The 17,817-nt window shown below is 72.0% G+C and carries 16 protein-coding genes and 1 pseudogene; 12 read left to right on the plus strand and 5 right to left on the minus strand.

What is annotated here, in order from left to right; genetic code table 11:
- Positions 1-231: 231 nt before the first annotated feature.
- Both CEB94_RS29855 and CEB94_RS29860 read left to right on the plus strand, forming a co-directional pair.
- Positions 232-918, plus strand: coding sequence for a response regulator transcription factor (locus tag CEB94_RS29855; RefSeq protein ID WP_175435122.1), 687 nt, complete (start codon positions 232-234; stop codon positions 916-918).
- 9 nt (positions 919-927) lie between these two features.
- Positions 928-2,334 (plus strand): sensor histidine kinase, encoded by a 1,407-nt coding sequence (locus CEB94_RS29860; RefSeq protein ID WP_175435123.1) that lies wholly within the window; start codon positions 928-930, stop codon positions 2,332-2,334.
- 134 nt (positions 2,335-2,468) lie between these two features.
- Here the strand turns inward: CEB94_RS29860 and CEB94_RS29865 are convergent, their stop codons facing one another.
- A complete protein-coding gene (locus CEB94_RS29865) occupies positions 2,469-3,470 on the minus strand; it encodes a TAXI family TRAP transporter solute-binding subunit (protein WP_175435124.1) in 1,002 nt (333 codons plus the stop codon).
- Positions 3,471-3,567: 97 nt separating this feature from the next.
- Here CEB94_RS29865 and CEB94_RS29870 point away from each other — a divergent pair.
- Positions 3,568-3,974: pseudogene (locus CEB94_RS29870) on the plus strand (pyrophosphohydrolase domain-containing protein).
- A 203-nt stretch (positions 3,975-4,177) separates the two neighbouring features.
- Here CEB94_RS29870 and CEB94_RS29875 read toward each other — a convergent pair.
- Both CEB94_RS29875 and CEB94_RS29880 read right to left on the minus strand, forming a co-directional pair.
- Positions 4,178-5,401 carry a cation:proton antiporter gene (locus CEB94_RS29875; RefSeq protein ID WP_175435125.1) on the minus strand — a complete coding sequence of 408 codons (1,224 nt, stop codon included), beginning with the start codon at positions 5,399-5,401 and terminating at the stop codon, positions 4,178-4,180.
- Positions 5,402-5,405: 4 nt separating this feature from the next.
- A complete protein-coding gene (locus CEB94_RS29880) occupies positions 5,406-5,891 on the minus strand; it encodes a cation:proton antiporter regulatory subunit (protein WP_175435126.1) in 486 nt (161 codons plus the stop codon).
- Between the two features lie 206 nt (positions 5,892-6,097).
- Here CEB94_RS29880 and CEB94_RS29885 point away from each other — a divergent pair, with 206 nt between their 5' ends.
- The 4 genes from CEB94_RS29885 to CEB94_RS29900 all read left to right on the plus strand — a co-directional run bounded on the left by CEB94_RS29885 (position 6,098) and on the right by CEB94_RS29900 (position 10,067).
- Positions 6,098-7,063: a sensor histidine kinase gene (locus CEB94_RS29885; RefSeq protein ID WP_246111948.1), complete on the plus strand. Its 966-nt coding sequence runs from the start codon at positions 6,098-6,100 to the stop codon at positions 7,061-7,063.
- Positions 7,063-7,716, plus strand: a complete 654-nt coding sequence (locus tag CEB94_RS29890; RefSeq protein WP_175435128.1) for a response regulator — start codon at positions 7,063-7,065, stop codon at positions 7,714-7,716. The genes CEB94_RS29885 and CEB94_RS29890 overlap by 1 nt, the downstream gene beginning before the upstream one ends.
- Before the next feature lie 64 nt (positions 7,717-7,780).
- Complete coding sequence (gene miaB / locus CEB94_RS29895) at positions 7,781-9,295, plus strand: tRNA (N6-isopentenyl adenosine(37)-C2)-methylthiotransferase MiaB (protein ID WP_175435129.1); 1,515 nt, start codon at positions 7,781-7,783, stop codon at positions 9,293-9,295.
- Positions 9,296-9,353: 58 nt separating this feature from the next.
- Complete coding sequence (locus tag CEB94_RS29900; protein ID WP_175435130.1) at positions 9,354-10,067, plus strand: class III extradiol dioxygenase subunit B-like domain-containing protein; 714 nt, start codon at positions 9,354-9,356, stop codon at positions 10,065-10,067.
- Between the two features lie 96 nt (positions 10,068-10,163).
- Here CEB94_RS29900 and CEB94_RS29905 read toward each other — a convergent pair whose 3' ends face one another.
- On the minus strand, positions 10,164-10,511 hold the full coding sequence (locus tag CEB94_RS29905) for an antitoxin (RefSeq protein WP_175435131.1): 348 nt from the start codon (positions 10,509-10,511) through the stop codon (positions 10,164-10,166).
- A gap of 26 nt (positions 10,512-10,537) precedes the next feature.
- Entirely contained in the window at positions 10,538-10,807 is a 270-nt protein-coding gene (locus CEB94_RS29910) for a hypothetical protein (protein ID WP_175435132.1), read from the minus strand.
- Between the two features lie 182 nt (positions 10,808-10,989).
- Between CEB94_RS29910 and miaA the strand changes: the two genes are divergently transcribed.
- From miaA to CEB94_RS29935, 5 genes are all read left to right on the plus strand, one after another.
- Entirely contained in the window at positions 10,990-11,928 is a 939-nt protein-coding gene (miaA, locus tag CEB94_RS29915) for a tRNA (adenosine(37)-N6)-dimethylallyltransferase MiaA (protein WP_175435133.1), read from the plus strand.
- Positions 11,929-12,036: 108 nt separating this feature from the next.
- Entirely contained in the window at positions 12,037-12,549 is a 513-nt protein-coding gene (locus CEB94_RS29920; protein WP_175437214.1) for a hypothetical protein, read from the plus strand.
- 95 nt (positions 12,550-12,644) lie between these two features.
- Positions 12,645-13,517 carry a diaminopimelate epimerase gene (dapF, locus tag CEB94_RS29925; protein WP_175435134.1) on the plus strand — a complete coding sequence of 291 codons (873 nt, stop codon included), beginning with the start codon at positions 12,645-12,647 and terminating at the stop codon, positions 13,515-13,517.
- Between the two features lie 296 nt (positions 13,518-13,813).
- The gene (locus CEB94_RS29930; protein ID WP_175435135.1) at positions 13,814-15,988 is read left to right on the plus strand and encodes a RelA/SpoT family protein; all 2,175 of its coding nucleotides are present in this window, start codon (positions 13,814-13,816) and stop codon (positions 15,986-15,988) included.
- 232 nt (positions 15,989-16,220) lie between these two features.
- On the plus strand, positions 16,221-17,771 hold the full coding sequence (locus CEB94_RS29935; protein ID WP_175435136.1) for a M1 family metallopeptidase: 1,551 nt from the start codon (positions 16,221-16,223) through the stop codon (positions 17,769-17,771).
- The last annotated feature ends 46 nt before the right edge of the window (positions 17,772-17,817 follow it).

The raw sequence follows: 17,817 nt of genomic DNA on the forward strand, positions 1-17,817 counted from the left end.
GTCATTACATCTGAGGGGAATCTGAGCATCACGATCCGATAGCAATCGGACACGTGTCGTAGCACTTCGGAGCAGCGCTCATACCAGCCGGGTAACGGAAGCTCTCCGCAACCGGAACCCTCTTGACGCCGTCCTCATCCATCAGCGTGACTGCACAAGGTGCACGCGCGCGCGTGCACGCTTTTTTGTACACATCCAGATCGTACGACCAGTGAACCGAAGGGGGACCGGGTGAGACTGTTGCTCGTCGAGGACGACAACCATGTCGCCGCCGCCCTGTCGGCGGTTCTGGCGCGGCACGGGTTCGATGTCACGCACGCGCGCAGCGGTGAGGAGGCCCTCCAGGCGCTCGTTCCCGAGAGCGACTGCTTCGGTGTCGTCCTCCTCGACCTCGGCCTGCCCGACCAGGACGGATACGAGGTCTGCGGCAAGATCCGCAAGCGCACCAGCACTCCGGTGATCATGGTCACGGCCCGCTCCGACGTGCGCTCCCGCATCCACGGTCTCAACCTCGGCGCCGACGATTACGTGGTGAAGCCCTACGACACGGGGGAGCTGCTCGCCCGCATCCACGCCGTGAGCCGGCGGAACTCCCACGAGGACACCTCCAGCGGCATCGAGACCGAGCTGCGACTGGGCCCCGTGCATATCGAGCTGCCCACGCGCCGGGTCAGCGTGGACGGGGCGGTGATCCAGCTGACCCGCAAGGAGTTCGACCTGCTGGCCCTGCTCGCGCAGCGGCCCGGCGTGGTCTTCCGCCGGGAGCAGATCATCAGCGAGGTGTGGCGGACCAGCTGGGAAGGGACCGGCCGCACTCTGGAGGTGCACGTCGCGTCCCTGCGCGCCAAGCTGCGGATGCCGGCCCTCATCGAGACCGTACGCGGAGTCGGCTACCGGCTCGTCGCGCCCGCCGGATAGCGGGGCCGGGTGCGCACTCGTCTGCTCCCGCTGCTCATCGTCCTGATGGCGGCCGTGCTCCTCGCGCTCGGCATCCCGCTCGCGGTCAGCCTCGCCGGCGCGCACCAGCAGAAGGTCGTGGTCGACCGGATCGACGACACGGCGCGCTTCGCGGCCCTCGCGCAGTTCGTCACCGACTCGCCCGACGGGACCACCGGCGCGTTCGAGAACGAGCGGCTGGCCACCCTCAGCAGCGAGCTCCGCAGCTACTACGAGGTCTACGGCATCCGCGCCGGTGTCTTCTACCGCACGGGCAGTCCCATGGCCCACGCCCCGGAGGAGTGGTCCCTGCCCAAGGAGGGCGAGGTCCGGGACGCCTTCGCCGAGGCCAAGCTCAGCCGCCGCAGCCACGATCCGAAGCAGGTGTGGCCCTGGCAGCGCCGCAACCTCGTGGTGGCCTCGCCGGTCATCCGGGACGGCGACGTCGTCGCGGTCGTCGTCACCGACTCGCCGACCGGGCAGATGCGCTCGCGCACGCTGCACGGCTGGCTGGTCATCGGCGCGGGTGAGTTCGCCGCGATGCTGCTGGCCGTCGGCGCCGCCCTGCGACTGACCGGCTGGGTGCTCAAGCCCGTACGGGTCCTGGACGCCACCACCCACGACATCGCCACCGGGCGGCTCAAGTCCCGGGTCGCGGCCGCCGGCGGGCCGCCGGAACTCCAGCGCCTGGCCCGGTCGTTCAACGAGATGGCCGACAACGTCGAGGACGTGCTGGAGCAGCAGCGCGCCTTCGTCGCCGACGCCTCGCACCAGCTGCGCAACCCCCTCGCGGCGCTGCTGCTGCGCATCGAGCTGCTCTCCTTCGAGCTGCCCGAGGGCAACAAGGAGATCGCCTCGGTCCAGGCCGAGGGCAAGCGTCTCGCGCAGGTCCTGGACGACCTGCTCGATCTGGCGCTGGCCGAGCACACCGAGGCGGATCTGAGGATCACCGACATCGGGGAGCTCGCCGCCGAACGCCTCGCGGCCTGGGCGCCGACCGCCGAGGCCAAGGGTGTGCGCCTGGTGGGGGACTGCCCGCCGACGACCGCGTGGGCCGACCCGGTCGCGCTGTCCAGCGCGCTGGACGCGGTCATCGACAACGCGGTGAAGTTCACGCCCGGGGACCAGACCGTCGAGGTGACCGTCTCCTCCTACGGCGACACCTCGACCGTCGTCGTGACCGACCATGGCCCCGGCCTCACCGACGAGGAGCTGGCCCGCGTCGGCGACCGCTTCTGGCGCAGCGGCCGGCATCAGAACATCAAGGGCTCGGGCCTCGGGCTGTCCATCTCGCGAGCGCTGCTCGCGGCGGGCGGCGGTTCGATCGCGTACGACCGTCACGAGCCGCACGGGCTGAAGGTGACGGTGGCGGTGCCGAGGTCGGCGCCTGCGGCGTGACGGCCGGCGGCGGCAGACGGGTCGGGCGCCAAGGCACGACGGAGGGCGGCGGTTCGGCGGCTACGGCTTGATGGTGACAGCGGAGGCGCCGAGCGCGAGGGCCTGACGGAAGGCGACAGCGGCGGGCTCGGGCGCTACGGCTTGACCGACTGGTAGTAGCGCTGGGCGCCTACGTGCAGTTGCAGCGGGTCGGTGTAGATCGCCGTGCGGACGTCGACCAGTTGGGCGGAGTGGACGGTCGCGCCGATGAGGTCCCGGCTGTCGAGCACCGTACGGGTCAGCCACTCGGTGAGCCGGGGATCCATGTCGCTGCGGGTGAGCAGCACGTTGGACACCGCCAGGGTCGGCACCGGATGGCCGCGCTGGATGGTGGGGTAGGCCGACTCCGGCATCTTGGTGGCGCGGTAGTAGCGCGTGGCCCCGCCCTGGTCGTGCAGTTTGGCGACGAGGGTGGCGTCGATCGGCACGAAGCGGAAGGCCGACGCCGACTTCTTGGCCAGGCGGCTGAGACCGTCCGTGGGCAGCCCGCCCGACCAGAAGAACGCGTCGAGGCCGTGCCCCAGACGCTTGGGCCCGGTGTCGATGCCGTCCGAGGACGGCTTGATGTCCTTCTCCGGGTCGATGCCGGCCGCCTTGAGCACACCGTTGGCTATCAGCCGTACGCCGGAGTTCGGCAGCCCTATGGCCACGCGCTTGCCCCGCAGGTCGGCGACGGAGTGGATGTCCGAGTCGGGCGGTACGACGAGCTGGACGTAGTCGTCGTACAGGCGGGCGAGGCCCCGCAGCCGGTCGGCGCCCGGGCCGTTGTCGAGTTCGTACGTGGCGGCCGCGTCGGCGGCGGCGATCGCGAAGTCGGCCTTGCCGGTCGCCACGTCGGCGACGTTCTCCTGTGAGCCGGCGCTGGTCAGCAGCCGCACCTTCAGGTCGGGCATGTCCTTGTCGATCTCGTTGCGCAGGAGTTCCCCGTACTCGTGGTAGACCCCCGCGCGGGTGCCGGTGCTGAACGTGATGGTCCCGCTCGGCGGCTCCTCGGCCCAGGGGCGCAGCCACCACAGCAGCAGGCCGAGGACCACGAGGGAGGCGGCGCCGCCCTGCAGGGCCCGGCGCCTGCCGATTCGGGGGAGCGTTCTGGACATGCGGGCGATCCTGCCAGCCGGGGTGCCCCCCTGACCAGGGCAAGGGTCATAGGGCGAGGGCGGGGCCGGGTCAGTGGCCGCCGCTACAGTCGCCTCCATGAGCTCCTCGCCCGCTGACCTGGTCCGTGAATTCCACCGCGCTTTCGGCCTGGACGCCCGCAGTACGCCGACGGAGGTCTCCCCGGAACTCGCGGCCCATCGCGGCGAACTTCTCGCCGAGGAGGCCGCTGAGGTCGCCGAGGTGTCGGTGAGGGGCCCGCTCGACCGGCTCGCGCACGAACTGGCGGACGTGGTCTACGTCGCGTACGGCACCGCGCTCGTGCACGGCATCGACCTCGACGCGGTGCTCGCCGAGATCCACGCTCCAACATGACGAAGATCGGCCCCGACGGCTCGGTCTCCCGCCGGGAGGACGGCAAGGTCCTCAAAGGGGAGCACTACGAAGCGCCGGACGTGCAGGGGGTGCTGCGCAGGCAGGGGTGGGTGCCGGGCGGGGGCGCCTGACCCGGGGGTCAGCCGCCACCGGAACCCCGTAGCCGGTGGTGACACCGACGCTCCCGCTGTTGCGCTCCGGGCCCTTCGGACCCGGGTCACCCGACCCACCCTCCTCAGTCGGCGACCGGTGCCTCGGCCGCCCGAAGCCTGACCCGGGGGTCACGCTCCGGGCCCTCCGGACCCGGGCCGCCCGGCCCACCCTCCTCAGCCGGTCAGTCGCCGACCGGCGCCTCGGCCTCGGCCGCCCGGGGCGCGGGCGCGGGCTCGGGGCGGCTGGGCTCGCGGCGCCGGGCCCACCAGGTCGCCACCGGCTCGGTGTAGCGCGCGGTGAGCGGGCCCAGAACGACCAGGATCAGCACGTAGGCGGTAGCCAGGGGGCCGAGGGACGGTTCGACACCGGCCGCGACCGCGAGGCCCGCGATGACGATGGAGAACTCGCCTCGGGCCACCAGCGCGCCGCCCGCCCGCCAGCGGCCCTTGACGGAGATCCCGGCCCGCCGGGCCGCCCAGTACCCGGTGGCGATCTTCGTCAGCGCGGTGACGACGGCCAGTCCGAGGGCGGGCAGCAGGACGGGCGGGATGCTCGACGGGTCGGTGTGCAGCCCGAAGAAGACGAAGAAGACCGCCGCGAACAGGTCACGCAGGGGGCTCAGCAGGGTGTGCGCACCCTCCGCGACCTCCCCCGACAGCGCGATGCCCACCAGGAAGGCCCCCACTGCCGCCGACACCTGGAGCTGTTGCGCGACGCCCGCGACCAGGATCGTCAGGCCCAGCACGACCAGCAGCAGCTTCTCCGGGTCGTCGCTGGAGACGAACCGCGAGATGAGCCTGCCGTAGCGCAAGGCCAGGAACAGCACGAGCCCGGCCGCGCCCAGCGCGATCGCCAGGGTCACACTGCCGGCCATCAGCCCGGCTCCCGCCACCAGCGCCGTGACGATGGGCAGATACACCGCCATCGCCAGGTCCTCCAGCACCAGCACGCTGAGGATCACCGGCGTCTCCCGGTTGCCGACCCGGCCCAGATCGCCCAGCACCTTCGCGATCACGCCGGACGACGAGATCCAGGTGACACCGGCCAGCACGACGGCGGCGACCGGACCCCAGCCGAGCAGCAGCGCCACGGCCGCTCCGGGCAGCGCGTTGAGGGCGCAGTCGACCAGACCGGACGGGTAGTGCGTCTTGAGGTTGGAGACCAGGTCGCTCGCCGTGTACTCAAGACCCAGCATCAACAGCAGCAGGATGACGCCGATCTCCGCGCCCGTGGCGACGAACTCCTCGCTCGCGCCCAGCGGCAGCAGACCGCCCTCACCGAAGGCCAGACCGGCCAGGAGGTACAGGGGTATCGGCGAGAGCCGGAAGCGGGCGGCGAACCGGCCGAGCAGGCCGAGGCCGAGAATGATGGAACCGAACTCGATGAGCAGAACCGCGGAGTGCAACGGCTCACTCCCGCCCGAGTATGGCCGCGGCCGCGTCTACGCCCTCACGGGTCCCGACGACGATCAGCGTGTCACCGCCGGCCAGCCGGAAGTCCGGCGTGGGCGACGGGATGGCTTCGGCCCGGCGCAGCACGGCCACCACCGACGCGCCCGTCTCCGTCCGCATCCGCATCTCGCCCAGCACCCGCCCGTTCCAGCGCGAGGTCGCGGCCACCTCGATCCGCTCGGCGACCAGCCCCAGATCCGTGGTGTACAGCAGGCTCGGGCTGTGATGGGACGGCTTCAGCGCGTCGATCAGCGAGCCCGCCTCCGAGCTGGTCAGCTTCAGGGACTGGGCGCAGGAGTCGGGATCGTCGGACCGGTACACGTTCACCGTGCGCGTGCCGTCGCGGTGCGCCACCACCGACAGATGGCGGTGTTCCCGGGTCTCCAGGTCGTACTGGACCCCGATACCCGGTAGCGGCGTCGCCCTCAGGCGCGGAGCTGACACGTTGCTTCCCCTTGTTCGTCTGATTTGTCGTACTTTCTCGGCCTGATGAGCGGTGTCGATCATCGGACGGGTCAAGTCCGCATGCTCCCATCCGGCCGTACGGTGACGACATGGGTGTCGTGACGGATATACGCAGCGGCCGGTCGCCGGAGAGGGTGGAGAGGGCGGTGTACTGCGCGAAGGCGGGAAGGAGCGGATCCAGAAGCGTGTCGTTGTTCTGGCGGATCTTCTCGCTCAACGCCGCCGGCCTGGTCGTGGCCACGGCGTTGCTGCTCGGCCCGGTCACCGTGTCCACCCCCGTCCTCCCGGGCGAGGCCCTCGTCCTGCTCGGCGGTCTGGTGCTGCTGCTCGCCGGCAACGCGCTCGTGCTGCGGTTCGGTCTGGTGCCCCTGCAGCGGCTGGACCGGGCCATGGCCACCGCGGACCTGCTGCGTCCGGGCTCCCGGCCGGTGGTCGCGGGACCGGCGGAGGCGGCCGGGCTGATCACGACGTACAACACGATGCTCGACCGGCTGGAGGCCGAGCGGGCCACGGGCGCCGCCCGGGCGCTGTCCGCTCAGGAGGGGGAACGGCACCGGATCGCGCGGGAGCTGCACGACGAGGTCGGGCAGACCCTGACCGCAGTCCTCCTCCAGCTCAAGCGCGTCGCCGACCGGGCGCCCGAGGACCTTCGCGAGGAGGTGGGCCAGGCGCAGGAGGCGACCCGGGCCGGCCTGGACGAGATCCGCCGGATCGCCCGCCGGCTGCGCCCCGGGGTCCTGGAGGAACTCGGGCTGGCGAGCGCGCTGCGTTCGCTCGCCGGCGAGTTCGCGACCCACGGGCTGACCGTGCGCCACCACGTCACCGGCGAGCTCCCCGCCCTGACCCGGGAAGCGGAACTCGTCGTCTACCGGGTCGCCCAGGAGAGCCTGACCAACACCGCCCGGCACGCCGCAGCCGACCGCGCCGAACTCCGTCTCCGGCCGATCCCCGGCGGCGTCGAACTCCTCGTACGCGACAACGGCACGGGCCTGGGCGGCGCCCCCGAGGGCGCCGGCATCACGGGCATGCGTGAACGCGCCCTGCTGATCGATGCCGCTCTGGCCCTGGAACCGGCTCCGGGCGGTGGCACCGACGTACGGCTGCGCATACCGGTGGCCGTGCGCGTACCAGTGACTGAGGGACCCCGCTGATGTCCACGCCGATCCGCGTCCTGCTCGCCGACGACCACACTCTCGTGCGCCGGGGAGTGCGCCTCATCCTGGACGGCGAGCCCGACCTCACGGTCGTGGCCGAGGCCGGGGACGGCGCCGAGGCCGTCGCCAGGGCCCGGGAAACCCCCGTCGACCTGGCTGTCCTGGACGTGGCCATGCCCCGGATGACCGGCCTCCAGGCCGCCCGAGAGCTCTCCCGCCGACTGCCCGACCTGCACATCCTCATCCTGACCATGTACGACAACGAGGAGTACTTCTTCGAGGCGCTCAGGGCCGGAGCCAGCGGTTACGTCCTCAAGTCGGTCGCCGACCGCGACCTGGTCGAGGCCTGCCGGGCCGCCGTGCGCGACGAGCCGTTCATCTACCCGGGCGCCGAACGCGCCCTCGTCCGCTCCTACCTCGAGCGGCTGCACCGGGGCGACGGCCTGCCGGAGAGGGCCATCACCGAACGCGAGGAGGAGATCCTCAAGCTGGTCGCCGAGGGCCACACCTCGAAGGAGATCGGCGAACTCCTCTTCATCAGCGCCAAGACGGTCGAGCGCCACCGCGCCAACCTCCTCCAGAAACTCGGCATGCGCGACCGCCTGGAGCTGACCCGGTACGCGATCAGGGCCGGACTCATCGAACCCTGAGCCCGGGGCGGAGGTTGTCCACAGGCGGCCGAGCCACTTTCGCCGACCGCCTACCCTTGTCCCCATGAGCAGCATCGACCGGAGCCAGTCAGTGGGCGGCACGCGCACATACGAGGTACGCACCTACGGGTGCCAGATGAACGTCCACGACTCCGAGCGATTGTCCGGACTGCTGGAGGACGCGGGCTACGTCCGTGCCCCCGAGGGCGCCGACGGGGCGGACGTCGTCGTCTTCAACACCTGCGCCGTGCGGGAGAACGCCGACAACAAGCTGTACGGCAACCTAGGCCACCTCGCCCCGAAGAAGGCGAGCCGGCCCGGCATGCAGATCGCGGTCGGCGGCTGCCTCGCGCAGAAGGACCGCGACACCATCGTCAAGAGGGCGCCCTGGGTGGACGTCGTCTTCGGCACGCACAACATCGGCAAGCTGCCGGTCCTGCTGGAGCGCGCCCGCGTGCAGGAGGAGGCGCAGGTCGAGATCGCCGAGTCGCTGGAGGCGTTCCCCTCGACGCTGCCCACCCGCCGCGAGAGCGCCTACGCGGCCTGGGTCTCCATCTCCGTCGGCTGCAACAACACCTGCACCTTCTGCATCGTCCCGGCCCTGCGCGGCAAGGAGAAGGACCGCCGTCCCGGCGACATCCTCGCCGAGATCGAGGCCCTGGTCGCCGAGGGCGTCTCCGAGATCACGCTGCTCGGGCAGAACGTCAACGCCTACGGCTCCGACATCGGCGACCGCGAGGCCTTCAGCAAACTGCTGCGCGCCTGCGGGAAGATCGACGGCCTGGAGCGAGTCCGCTTCACCTCCCCGCACCCGCGGGACTTCACCGACGACGTCATCGCCGCCATGGCCGAGACGCCGAACGTGATGCCGCAGCTGCACATGCCGCTCCAGTCCGGCTCGGACCCGGTCCTGAAGGCGATGCGCCGCTCCTACCGCCAGGAGCGCTTCCTGGGGATCATCGAGAAGGTCCGCGCCGCCATCCCGCACGCCGCGATCAGCACGGACATCATCGTGGGCTTCCCCGGCGAGACCGAGGAGGACTTCGAGCAGACACTGCACGTGGTGCGCGAGGCACGCTTCGCCCAGGCCTTCACCTTCCAGTACTCCAAGCGCCCCGGTACCCCGGCCGCCGAGATGGGCGGCCAGATCCCCAAGAAGGTCGTCCAGGAGCGCTACGAGCGGCTCGTCGCCCTCCAGGAGGAGATCTCCTGGGAGGAGAACAAGAAGCAGGTCGGCCGCACGCTGGAGCTGATGGTCGCCGAGGGCGAGGGCCGCAAGGACGACACCACCCACCGGCTGTCCGGCCGCGCCCCCGACAGCCGCCTCGTCCACTTCACCAAGCCGGACCAGGAGGTCCGCCCCGGCGACGTGGTCACGGTCGAGATCACCTACGCCGCCCCGCACCACCTTCTCGCCGAGGGCCCCGTGCTGGACGTGCGCCGCACACGCGCGGGCGACGCCTGGCAGAAGCGGAACGCGGCCGAGAAGGCCAAGCCCGTCGGTGTGATGCTGGGCCTGCCGAAGATCGGCGCCCCTGAGCCGCTGCCGGCCGTGGCGAGCGGGTGCGGCTGCGACTGAGCCGGGCCGCTGCCGCCCTGTGCGGTGGCAGCGGCCTCTGAGAGTTACCCTGCCGATCATGCTTGCCGCCGCCGCTGTCTGCCCCTGCCCGCCCCTTCTGGTCCCCGAGGTCGCCGCGGGCGCCGCTCCGGAACTGGACGCCGCGCGGGCCGCCTGCACGGACGCGCTGGGCGTGCTCGCCGCCGCAAGGCCCGGCCGGCTCGTGGTCGTCGGCCCGGTGGACGGCGCCGGGCGCGAGACGTACCCGGAGGGAACAGCGGGGTCCTTCCGGGGCTTCGGCGTCGAGCTCGACGTACGGCTGGGAGCGGCCGAGGGCGCGGACACGGAACAGCGGCTGCCATACGCGCTGGCGGTGGCCGCCTGGCTCCTGGAGCGGACCGGGTGGTCCGACGCACCGGTCGAGGGACTCGGAGTGGGGGAGTCGTACCCGCCCGAGCTGTGCGCGCGGACGGGGAGGGACACCGCCGCCCGGGACGAGCGCGTGGCCCTGCTGGTGATGGGTGATGCCAGCGGGTGCCGGACGCTCAAGGCCCCCGGCTATCTGGACGAGCGGGCGGCGCCCTTCGACGCGGAGGTCGCGCGGGCGCTCGGCGCGGCGGACGTGGCCGCACTCACCACGCTGGACACCGGGCTGGCGCACGCACTGAAGGCGTCCGGCCGGGCCCCCTGGCAGGTCCTGGCGGGCGCGGCCGAGGGTGCGGGTCTCGGCGGATCGCTGCTGTACGAGGACGCGCCGTACGGCGTGGGATACGTCGTCGCCGCCTGGTCGTAGACCCGGGCGGCGGGGCGCGTGACACGGCGGACGGCCGGGAGCCCTTGTGCTCCGCGGCCGTCCACCGATGTGCCCTTCAGAGTGCCGATGTCCGTGTCAGGAAGCAGGCGGTGGTGCGTCGTCCGGCGGCGTGGTGCCACCCGGATCCCGCGGCGGTGCCGTGCGGCCCGCCTCCGGCGGCATGGTCCCCGTGCCCGGCGGCGGTGGCGTGCCACCCCCGTCCGGTCCGCTCTCGCCCTGGTGCGCGAGTCGTCCCATGGCCCCTTTGGCCCGCCCCGTGCCCGACTGGATCCTGTCGCTGCACTTGCCCTTGGTCCTCTTGTCGACGGCCTGCGCGGCCTTGTCGAGACCGTGGTGGATCTTGCCCTCGTGCCGCTGTGCGAGGTCCGAGACCTTGCCCTTGGCAGGGCCCAGCTTGGCTTTCACGTTGTCCAGGAGACCCATGGCTCACCTTCCCTCGCGCGGGGCGGTCACGTACGGGCGCCCTCGCCGGCCTCGTTGTCGGCCGCCTTCTCGGTGGACTGCTGCTTGGGGATGTCGACGCCCTCGGACTCGGTGGCCTCGGCGGTGGCCTCGCCGGCCGGCTCCGCCGCTTCCTCGGCTCCGTCGGTGCCCTTCGTCTCCGCGGACTCGGCCGCCTCGGCCTCGGGCCCGGCCTTCGCCGTGTCGGTCTGAGCCTCGGCTGCAGGCGTCTCCGCCGTGGCCTTCGACCGCCGGAGAATTCGTGCAAAAACGCCCATATCCACTCCATACGTTACTCGTGCGGGCGAAATCCCGCGTTGCCCGGTGCGTCAATTTGCGCGGCCCGGGCCGCCGCCTCTGTGATCCGGCGGCAGGAACCTCGCAACGGGCAACGACCCCACGACCGTGGCGTCACGTAACTCGTTCGAGACCAGGGTGGGAGGTTTGCGAGACTGGGGCGGTGAGCAGTGCACCCCCCGCCCCCCGCGTCATCGCCGTCGTCGGACCAACTGCGGCCGGAAAGTCCGATCTGGGCGTTTTTCTGGCCCAACGCCTCGGCGGCGAGGTCGTCAACGCCGACTCCATGCAGCTCTACCGAGGGATGGACATCGGCACCGCCAAGCTGACGCCCGAAGAGCGTGACGGCGTCCCCCACCACCTGCTGGACATCTGGGACGTGACCGTCACGGCGTCCGTCGCCGAGTACCAGCGCCTGGCCCGGGAGCGGATCGAGGCCCTGCTCGCCGAGGGCCGCTGGCCGATCCTGGTCGGCGGCTCCGGACTCTATGTGCGCGGCGCCGTCGACCACCTGGAGTTCCCCGGTACGGACCCCGAGGTCCGCGCCCGCCTGGAGGAGGAACTCACCTTGCGCGGCTCCGGCGCGCTGCACGCCCGCCTGGCCGCAGCCGACCCCGAGGCCGCTCGCGCGATCCTGCCGAGCAACGGCCGCCGGGTCGTTCGCGCCCTGGAGGTGATCGAGATCACCGGCAGGCCCTTCACGGCCAACCTCCCCGGCCACGACTCGGTCTACGACACCCTCCAGATCGGCGTCGACGTGGCCCGCCCCGAGCTCGACGAGCGCATCGCGCGCCGGGTCGACCGGATGTGGGACGCCGGCCTGGTGGACGAGGTGCGTGCACTCCAGGCGCAGGGGTTGCGTGAAGGGCGTACGGCCTCGCGCGCGCTCGGCTACCAGCAGGTGCTCGCGGCGCTCGCCGGGGAGTGCACCCTCGAGGAAGCGCGGACCGAGACCGTCCGTGCCACCAAGCGCTTCGCGCGCCGCCAGGATTCATGGTTCAGGCGCGACCCGCGGGTGCACTGGTTGAGTGGGGCGGCGGCCGATCTCACGGAACTTCCGCAGGTCGCGCTGTCCTTGGTCGAACGACCGGTCACAGCCTGATCACGTCATGGCATCGGGACGCCCAGGCCGTCATCCGGTTCTTCTGCGGCGTGCCATCATCGAGCTTCGATCGACCGAGTTGAGTCCTAGTTGGGAGGGCGCGTGGCGATGGAGGCCGGCCCTCGCGACACCGCACGAAGCACCGATCACATCACCGCCGAGCGGGATGAGGCGGGGCGCGGGGACGCGCCGGAGCAGGAGACGGACCACCTCAGCTCCGACGGGCCCGACGAGACGCAGGGTGTGACGGACGACGGTCCCGAGCCCGGCGAGATGTTCGCCGACGAGGTCGAGGTCGAGCTGCGCCCGCAGCGCCGGCTCCGCATCTGGCAGCTGGCCCCCATCGTGAGCCTCGCGGCACTGGGCTCCCTGATGTTCGCGTTCCCGCTCGCCTTCGACTTCGGCGACAGCGGGGCCGTCATCGCCATGCTGGGCCTGCTGATCTGCTCGTGCGCGGCCGGCTGGGGCATGATGGCCGCCCGCCGGGTCGGTTACACCTGGCCGGGCCTGCCGGTCCGCGGCTCCGGCCGCAGACCCGACTGGCGGGTCGCCCTCGGGTACGCCCTGGTCGTGGCCCTCGTGGTGGTCCTCGCCGTGTGGCGCGTGGCGCGGCTGCGCTGACCGCGGTAGGGGCGCGCGGGCACGGTCGAAGGGGCGCGCGGGCACCGTCGCAGGCACGCGGAGGCGCTGTCGCAGGCACCCCTTACGATCGAGGCATGAGCACGCGGATCGCCTTCCTCAAGGGTCACGGCACCGAGAACGACTTCGTGATCGTCCCGGACCCCGAGAACGTCATGGACCTGCCCCCGGCCGCCGTCGCCACCCTGTGCGACCGGCGTGCGGGCATCGGCGGTGACGGGCTGCTGCACGTCGTGCGCTCCGCCGCGCACCCGGAGGCGAAGGGCATGGCGGCCGATGCGGAGTGGTTCATGGACTACCGCAACGGCGACGGCTCGATCGCGGAGATGTGCGGCAACGGCGTGCGGGTGTTCGCGCGCTACCTCCAGCGCGCCGGTCACGTGACCGAGGGAGACCTCGCGATCGCCACGCGCGGGGGTGTGAAGACCGTGCACATCGCCAAGGACGGTGACGTGACCGTGGGCATGGGCAAGGCGGTGCTCCCCGACGGTGACGTCACGGTGAGCGTCGGCGAGCGCAGCTGGCCCGCGCGGAACGTCAATATGGGCAACCCGCACGCGGTCGCCTTCGTGGACGACCTGGCGCACGCGGGTGACCTGTACTCCCCGCCGCCCTTCAGCCCGACCGCCGCCTACCCGGACGGTGTGAACGTCGAGTTCGTGGTCGACCGCGCGCCCGGGCACGTCGCCATGCGCGTGCACGAGCGCGGCGCCGGTGAGACCCGCTCGTGCGGCACGGGCGCGTGCGCGGTCGCCGTGGCCGCCGCCCGCCGCGACGGAGCCGACCCGACGGCCACGGGCACCCCCGCGACGTACACCGTGGACGTCCCCGGCGGCACCCTGGTGATCACCGAGCGGCCCGACGGCGAGATCGAGATGACCGGCCCGGCCGTGATCGTGGCCGAGGGCGAGATCGACGCGGACTGGCTGCGATCCGCCACGTCCGCGTGAGCCGGAACCGGTCGTCCTGACGCACCCGCGCACCATCGGTCACCCGGCCCGAATCCACGTTGCTTACCGGCCACTTGGCGTGAATCCCACCGTACAGGTCGCGACGAGTGGGGGTACAAACCTCACATTCGTCGCTCGAATGGGTGATCAGTTTCACGCTCGGCGAGAGGCGGTCAGTCGGGCGTGGTGGGCTCGGTAGCATCAAGCACCGGCCCGGACGGGGGATCGAAGCCGCCCCCTGAGCCGTGTCCGCTCTGGGGCACCCCGTCCGCCGGTTGACGCAGCCGGAGGTGCCCATGAGTGCGGAGGCCACGAATTCCGTGACCCCAGGCCCGATGCCGGGCGCGGTGTCAGGACCGGTGACGCCGACAGCCCCCCGCAGAAAGGCCCGCCCCCGGATCGACCTGCGCCGCCTCGGCCGCGCGGCCCTCCTCGGCCCCGCCGCCCGCGGCAGGCTGCCCGACGCCATCAGCCATGTCGTCGAGGCCCACCGCGCCCACCACCCCGACGCGGACCTCGAAACCCTGCGCCACGCCTACGTCCTGGCCGAGTCATCACACCGCGGCCAGATGCGCAAGAGCGGCGAGCCGTACATCACGCACCCGCTCGCCGTGACCCTGATCCTCGCCGAACTCGGCGCGGAGACCACGACGTTGACCGCGTCCCTGCTGCACGACACCGTCGAGGACACGGACGTGACGCTCGACCAGGTCCGCGACCAGTTCGGCGAGGAGGTCCGCTACCTCGTCGACGGCGTCACCAAACTGGAGAAGGTCGACTACGGCGCCGCCGCCGAACCCGAGACCTTCCGCAAGATGCTCGTCGCCACCGGCAACGACGTCCGCGTCATGTCGATCAAACTCGCCGACCGGCTGCACAACATGCGCACCCTCGGCGTCATGCGCCCCGAGAAACAGGAGCGCATCGCCAAGGTGACACGTGACGTGCTCATCCCGCTCGCCGAACGGCTCGGTGTCCAAGCACTCAAGACCGAACTGGAAGACCTGGTCTTCGCGATCCTGCATCCCGAGGAGTACGCGCACACCAGGGAGCTGATCGTCCGCAACGCGGCCCGCGAGGACGACCCGCTCGCCGAGGTAGCCGACGAGGTGCGCGGTGTACTGCGCGAGGCGGACATCCAGGCCGAAGTCCTCATCCGGCCCCGCCACTTCGTCTCGGTGCACCGCGTCTCCCGCAAACGCGGCCGGCTCCGCGGCTCCGACTTCGGCCGCGTCCTGGTCCTGGTGAGCGAGGACGCCGACTGCTACGGCGTCCTGGGTGAACTGCACACCTGTATGAAGCCGGTGGTCTCGGAGTTCAAGGACTTCATCGCCGTACCGAAGTTCAACCTCTACCAGTCGCTGCACACGGCCGTGGCGCGCGAGGACGGCCAGGTCGTCGAGGTCCTCATCCGCACGCACCAGATGCACAAGGTCGCCGAGGCCGGCGTCGTCGCCCTCGGCAACCCCTACGCACCGGCCCCCGACGACCCGGGCGACGGCGAACGCATCGACCCCACGCGCCCCGGCTGGCTCTCCCGGCTCCTCGACTGGCAGGAGGCGGCACCCGACCCCGACCACTTCTGGTCGACCCTGCGCGAGGACCTCGCCCAGGACCGCGAGATCACCGTCTTCCGGCCCGACGGCGGCACACTCGGCCTGCCCGAGGGCGCGACCTGCGTGGACGCCGCGTACGCGCAGTACGGCGAGGACGCGCATGCCTGCATCGGCGCCCGGGTGAACGGCCGCCTGGCGACGCTGAGCACCGTCCTGAAGGACGGCGACACCGTCCAGCTCCTCATGGGCCAGGACCCGGCGTCGGAGCCTTCCCGGGAGTGGCTGGAGCACGCCCACACACCCGCGGCCCGGATCGCCATCCAGCGGTGGCTGACCGCCCATCCGGCGCAGGCGGAGTCCCAGCAGAGCGAGGCGCGGATCGTCGAGCACCGGACGGCTCTCCGGCCCGCCGACGTAGTCGACCCGGACGCCGCCCCCGAGCAGTGCGCTGACCGTCCCGCCACCGGCCACGTCCTCGCCGACCTGCCCGGAGCGACCGTCCGGCTCGCCCGCTGCTGCACGCCCGTACCGCCCGACGAGATCACCGGCTTCGCCGTACGGGGGGGTGCGGTCACCGTGCACCGCGTGGAGTGCTCCGCTGTGGCGCGTATGAAGGACGGGGGGCGTACGGAGGTCGGCGTGCGCTGGGGAGAGGCCGCCGAGTGCCGGGTCACGCTGGTCGCCGAATCGTTCGTCCGTCCCCATCTGCTGGCCGACCTCACCGAGGCCATGGCCTCCGAGGGCGCCGAGATCGTCTCGGCGACGGTCGAGCCCCCGGCCCAGCAGCAGGTGCGGCACACGTACACCGTGCAGCTCCCGGACGCCGGCCACCTGCCCGCCCTGATGCGCGCGATGCGCAATGTGGCCGGGGTGTACGACGTCAGCCGGGCGCAGCCGCAGCCGCAGGGAGGCTGAGCCGGTCCGGGGCGCGGGGTCCGGGACCCGGGGCTCTCCGGGCAGGACGCGGCTGCGTCGGTTCGGCCCCGGGTCGGCCAGGAGGGCGGGAAGCGGCTGAGCCGACCGGGCGGCCTCCGGGCTGCCTCCCGGGCAGCCGGGGCGGCACCCGGCGCAGGCCCCGGTCCCCGGTTCGGGTGGGACGGAAGCGCGCCGTCCCCGCCGTACACGCGCGCGATGATAGCCGTGGGGCATGCTCCTGACCCCCCACAGCCAGGCCACCACCCCCATCCGCCGTCGCCGCACCGCCGCCGCCCTGCTCACCTCGGCGATCTCCGTCTGCCTCGTCGCCGCCGGCGCCCCCGTCGTCCCGCTCGGCGTCGGCGACCGCCTCTTCCCGCACCTCGGCAACCCCGGCTACGACGTGGCGTCGTACGACCTCTCCTTCACCTATCCGGGCAACAACAGCGAGCCGCTGCGGGCCGTCACCACCATCGACGCCTGGACGACCGCCGACCTGGACCGCGTCAACCTGGACTTCGCCCACGGCACGGTCGAGTCGGTCGAGATCGACGGCGACCCCGCGCAGTACCGCACCGCCGGCGAGGACCTGGTGATCACGCCCGAGGACTCGGTGTCGGACGGCAACTGGATGCGCATCACCGTGCGGCACACCAGCGATCCCGTTCCCCCCAAGGGCCGTGAGGGCGGCTGGGTGCGCACCGCGGACGGCCTCGCCATGGCCAACCAGGCCGACGCCGCGCACCTGGTGTTTCCGTGCAACGACCACCCCTCCGACAAGGCCATGTTCACCATCCGCGTCACCGCGCCCGACGGTCACACGGCCGTCGCCAACGGCCTGCCCGCCGGAGTGGAGAAGTCCGGCGGTTCGACGACCCGGACCTACCGCACCCGGCACCCCATGGCCACCGAGCTGACCCAGGTCTCCATCGGCCGCTCCACGGTGCTGCACCGCACCGGCCCGCACGGGCTGCCCGTACGGGACGTCGTCCCGACCGAGCACCGCAAGGCGCTCGAACCCTGGCTGGAGAAGACCCCCGGCCAGATCGCCTGGATGGAGAGCAAGGTCGGCCGCTACCCCTTCGAGACGTACGGCCTGCTCGTGGCCAACGCCTCCACCGGCTTCGAACTGGAGACCCAGACACTCTCCCTCTTCGAACGGGAACTCTTCACCGAGCCCGTCCACCCCACGTGGTACGTGGAGTCGATCATGGTCCACGAGCTGGCCCACCAGTGGTTCGGCAACAGCGTCGGCCCCCGCACCTGGTCCGACCTGTGGCTCAACGAGGGGCACGCCACCTGGTACGAGGCGCTGTATGCCGAGGAGGAGGCCGGCAAACCGATCCGGGACCGGATGAAGGCCGCCTACGGCGCATCCGACCGCTGGCGCGCCGCCGGCGGACCGCCCGCCGCGCCCAAGGCACCCGACCCCGGCCGCAAGACCGGCATCTTCCGCCCCAACGTCTACGACGGGTCCGCGCTCGTCCTGTACGCCCTGCGCCAGGAGATCGGCCGCCCGGCCTTCGAACGCCTGGAACGCGCCTGGGTCGGCCGCCACCAGGACGACACGGCCACGACGGAGGACTTCGTCCGGCTCGCCGCCGAGATCTCCGGGCGCGACCTGGACGGCTTCTTCCAGGGCTGGCTGTACGGCGAGAAGACCCCGCCGATGCCCGGGCACCCGGACTGGAAGCCGGAGGCGCCCACGAAGCCTGCGGCCCCGGCGCCGAAGCCGCAGGCCCCGGCGAAGCAGACCCGGTCGGCGCAGGCGCCCGCCCGGTAAACACGGTGACGAGACGCCCCGTGCCGTGCGAACATCTTCAGGTCGG

The sequence above is a fragment of the Streptomyces hawaiiensis genome (genome assembly GCF_004803895.1).
Lineage (GTDB): Bacteria > Actinomycetota > Actinomycetes > Streptomycetales > Streptomycetaceae > Streptomyces > Streptomyces hawaiiensis.

Bases quoted from the DNA above. Each gene is read 5' to 3' on its own strand.
- CEB94_RS29910 (WP_175435132.1), bottom strand. From the start codon at position 10,807: ATGGGCGTTTTTGCACGAATTCTCCGGCGGTCGAAGGCCACGGCGGAG.
- CEB94_RS29890 (WP_175435128.1), top strand. From the start codon at position 7,063: ATGTCCACGCCGATCCGCGTCCTGCTCGCCGACGACCACACTCTCGTG.
- CEB94_RS29920 (WP_175437214.1), top strand. From the start codon at position 12,037: ATGGAGGCCGGCCCTCGCGACACCGCACGAAGCACCGATCACATCACC.
- CEB94_RS29935 (WP_175435136.1), top strand. From the start codon at position 16,221: ATGCTCCTGACCCCCCACAGCCAGGCCACCACCCCCATCCGCCGTCGC.
- CEB94_RS29930 (WP_175435135.1), top strand. From the start codon at position 13,814: ATGAGTGCGGAGGCCACGAATTCCGTGACCCCAGGCCCGATGCCGGGC.
- CEB94_RS29900 (WP_175435130.1), top strand. From the start codon at position 9,354: ATGCTTGCCGCCGCCGCTGTCTGCCCCTGCCCGCCCCTTCTGGTCCCC.
- dapF (WP_175435134.1), top strand. From the start codon at position 12,645: ATGAGCACGCGGATCGCCTTCCTCAAGGGTCACGGCACCGAGAACGAC.
- CEB94_RS29905 (WP_175435131.1), bottom strand. From the start codon at position 10,511: ATGGGTCTCCTGGACAACGTGAAAGCCAAGCTGGGCCCTGCCAAGGGC.
- miaB (WP_175435129.1), top strand. From the start codon at position 7,781: ATGAGCAGCATCGACCGGAGCCAGTCAGTGGGCGGCACGCGCACATAC.
- CEB94_RS29865 (WP_175435124.1), bottom strand. From the start codon at position 3,470: ATGTCCAGAACGCTCCCCCGAATCGGCAGGCGCCGGGCCCTGCAGGGC.